Origin of the sequence: Rubritalea sp., assembly GCF_039830215.1 — a bacterium.
Lineage (GTDB): Bacteria > Verrucomicrobiota > Verrucomicrobiia > Verrucomicrobiales > Akkermansiaceae > Rubritalea.
In genome coordinates, this window is the sequence record NZ_JBDOPO010000075.1 from 1 (window position 1) to 3,506 (window position 3,506).

Sequence of the window (3,506 nt, forward strand, 5' to 3'; positions counted from 1 at the left end):
CTTGGTCGCCATCCTTTTTCTGGTCACCATCTTTGCCTTGGTCACCGTCCTTCTTCTGGTCACCTTGTTTGCCTTGGTCACCGTCCTTCTTCTGGTCACCTTCTTTGCCTTGGTCGCCGTCCTTCTTCTGGTCACCTTCTTTGCCTTGGTCGCCGTCCTTCTTCTGGTCACCTTGTTTGCCTTGGTCGCCGTCCTTCTTCTGGTCACCTTGTTTGCCTTGGTCGCCGTCCTTCTTCTGGTCACCTTCTTTGCCTTGGTCGCCGCCCTTCTTTTGATCTTCCTCTTCCTTTTTTTGCTGTTGTTGTAGTTCTTTACGGATCTCTTGGATGGTTTTGACGACTTCTTTGCAGGCCTTAGCGTTCTGCTTGCTGTTAGGTTGCTGACTGGCTTGGAATTTCTCTAGAGCATTGTTGAAAGCTTTTTCATAATCATCGAGGTCCTCGCGAGTGATTTTTTCTTCATCTTCAGAGGCTTCTAAGCGTTTCGTGAGGTACTCTTTGAGGGTGCTCTCACCCATGTCACCGAATGCGTCCCATTGCTCTTGATAGAGAGAATTTCCTAGGTTGTATTCAGCTTCGGTCTGAGTCGATTTTTGGTCAGAGAGCATAGCATCACTAAAGGCCTTTGATGCAGCTTTGTAGTCGCCACTGCGGTAGAAGGCCTGGCCGAGAGCTGAGGATAACTGAGCGTGCTTTTCACCGCTTGTGTGTTTGCGGGCACTTTTGAATGCCTCAATAGCATCCGTGTACTTTTTCTGCTTTAGAGCTTCATAGCCACGTTTTTCATCAGCTGGGCTGGTGAATAAGTTGTGCTTCTGTTGCTCTAACCAAGAGCCTTGTGCTTCTACTCGAGATGGACTCAGTGTGAGGAAGCCTGAAGTAAGCATGAGGGCTGCGCTCTGACCCTTCCTCCACCTAGCTCGGACGAATGCCGAGCTCAAGGCGAAGCCTACTGCAGGAATGACAAACCAATAGTAGCGTTCGTGTGGAATGATCTGGGCGCGTCCTTCCTGTTCGAAGCTCTCCATTTTGTTGATTGCTGAGGTGATCACTGCATCAGGTCGGTTGTTGACTGAAGTATACGCTCCATTGGTCTTCTTCGCTAGTTCCTGTAGTAGGGACTCGTGTAGCTTGGTGTGGACTACTTCGCCTTTGGTATTGCGGTGCTTGCCATCGCTTTCCTTGCCAGATGGGATGATTCCTCCAGAAGGTGTGCCTACGCCGATAGTGATGATCTGGACTCCAGCTTCATTTGCTTTTTCAATAGCTTCTTCGATCCCGCTGTCGTGTTCTTCTCCATCGCTGAAAATAACGAGCGCATTGGCTCGTTTGCCTGTGGTTTTCAATGTCTCTACCCCTAAGGCAACGGCGTCTGCTAAATTAGAGCCACCCACAGGTATGGAGTTTGTGTCTAGTTGCGAAATAGTGTCTTGGACTGCGATGTGGTCCACAGTTAGAGGTGCTATGACATTGCAGCTTCCTGCGAATATGAGTACACCAATCCGGTCTGTTGGAAAACGTTCGAGCATCTGAAGTGAAAGCGATTTGGCTGCGGTGAGTCGGTTACTGGAGACGTCCTCGCATAGCATCGACTTAGATGTGTCTATGGCAACTAGGATATTACGACTTTGTATTTTCTCATGGGTTGTGTGTTCACCTTGGTAAGGTCTAGCAAGTGCTATGATGATGCAGGCAAAGGAGAGCAGGGCCAGGCTAAGCGCTATCCAGTGACGCACTGATGGCGCTTTATTTATCAGTTTTCCTGCCAGACGAGGAGCTATGAGAGACTTCCACGCTCGTGTTTGTGAGCGTCTTGCCAAAATCGCTAGAATGGCGAGCAAGGGGATCAGTACAAGGGCGTAAAGCCATTCTGGAGTGAGGAAGTGCATGGTGACTATTCAGGTCCTGCTGGTTTGTGGAAACAAAGAATGAGTAAGTGGCCTAACAGGCAGAAGGCTGCAGCAAAGGTAAAGTAGTGGTGGAAGTCTTGGTAAGTGGTCACTACCTTCTGCGTGCGTTCAGTTTTCTCTAATGTGTCGATGCTGGTGAAAGCTTTTACTAAATCATTGGTGGACTTAGCGCGGTAGTATTCACCATTGGTGATTCTAGCGATGTCCTCGAGCGTGCCTGTATCGAATTCTTGTGCTGCGTTACGTTGGCCATTGAGACGGCCTCCTTCTGTGCCAATGGCAACGGTATAGACTTTGATGCCGAGCGTTTTGGCTGCTTCGGCAGCTTGGATAGGTGAGAGTTTACCTGAGTTATTTGAACCGTCTGTGAGTAGGATGATGATGCGTGACTTTGTGTCCTTTCGTTTATCCAAACGAATTGCTGACGCCGAGATAGCTGAACCAATAGCTGTGCCTTGTGATAGGTCTCTATTAGGGCGAACCTTATCGATCTTACTCAGAAGCCAATCATGTTCCAAAGTTATCGGAGATTCTTGGTAAGGTTGCCCAGCAAAGGGGATGAGGCCGATGCGATCGTTTGGCCGTTGTTTGATGAACTCCTTGACTACTTCACGTGAAATGAGGTCCCGCGGGACTATCCGTTCATCGTATCGGAAATCGGCAATTTCCATCGAGAACGAGACGTCCATACTTATGATGATATCAATCCCGCTGGCTTTGCGATCTGTGTGACTATTTTGTTTTTGCGGACGCGCTAAGCTGATAGCTGAGAAAATGATGAAGAGCGAAAGAAAGGCTAATGATATGCGCCCAGCTATATCGCGCTGGCGTGCTCCCAATGATCCTAGCAATGAGAGTGATGAAAAAACGATACTGCTCCGCGAGCCAGCTCTGTTTTTTAGCAGGGCAAGCGGAATAAGCGCCAAGAGGAGGAGTAACCACCAAGGCTGCGCCAATAGATATCCTGTGAGATGAGTGTCGATGAGCTTAGTTCGCTGGAGAGCTTGTTTTAGGGGCTAATGACTCGATAGAGTCGAGGCTGCGTAAGAGTAATTCAGCCTTTTCAATGAGTGACTCTAGTGCAGCTGGATGGTTGGGGTTTGGCGCGTATTTGTGATTGGCTACCGCTGTTAGATAGTTCTTGAGTCGTTCCGTTGCCTCTGGGGTGAATTTATCTAACGCAGTCGAGCGTGCGTGAAATTCTTCATCGGTTTCAAATAATGCAGTGTCGTCAAATACACGTTGGATGAATTGCCTGACAATCAGAGAAAGGTGAACAGCTAGCCGGTTACTGTCAGTTTTCGAAGTTTCGAGCGTTGCCAGTTGCTGCAGCGCTAGCTCTAGGTTTGAGTGAGATGGGAGTCTTGGGGTCCTTTTTTTTCGCTTCAAAAAAAAACTCAAAAGATACAAAAACATAAAGGCTCCGACTGCTACTAGTGCCCATTGCCACCATAAAAAGAGGGACGAGTGGTCAGTAACTTCAATAATGTCGTGTATCTTAGGCATTGTTTCTAAGCGTGTCTGCTTGAGCGTTTTTTGAAAAGTTGATGGAGCAAGGGGAGGTAGTCGCCATCTGTAGCTGCGTCTATGTGGTCTA

Annotated in this window: 3 protein-coding genes; all 3 read right to left on the reverse strand. The window is 48.4% G+C overall.

Annotation, left to right across the window (positions count from 1 at the left end; genetic code table 11):
• Positions 1-1,888, reverse strand: a 1,888-nt coding sequence (locus tag ABGY95_RS02365) for a VWA domain-containing protein (protein ID WP_347440079.1), incomplete at its 3' end; no start/stop codon positions are given.
• 5 nt (positions 1,889-1,893) lie between these two features.
• Positions 1,894-2,760: a VWA domain-containing protein gene (locus ABGY95_RS02370; RefSeq protein WP_347440080.1), complete on the reverse strand. Its 867-nt coding sequence runs from the start codon at positions 2,758-2,760 to the stop codon at positions 1,894-1,896.
• Positions 2,761-2,896: 136 nt separating this feature from the next.
• Positions 2,897-3,506 (reverse strand): DUF4381 family protein (locus tag ABGY95_RS02375; RefSeq protein ID WP_347440081.1); only part of this gene is annotated, 610 nt, incomplete at its 5' end.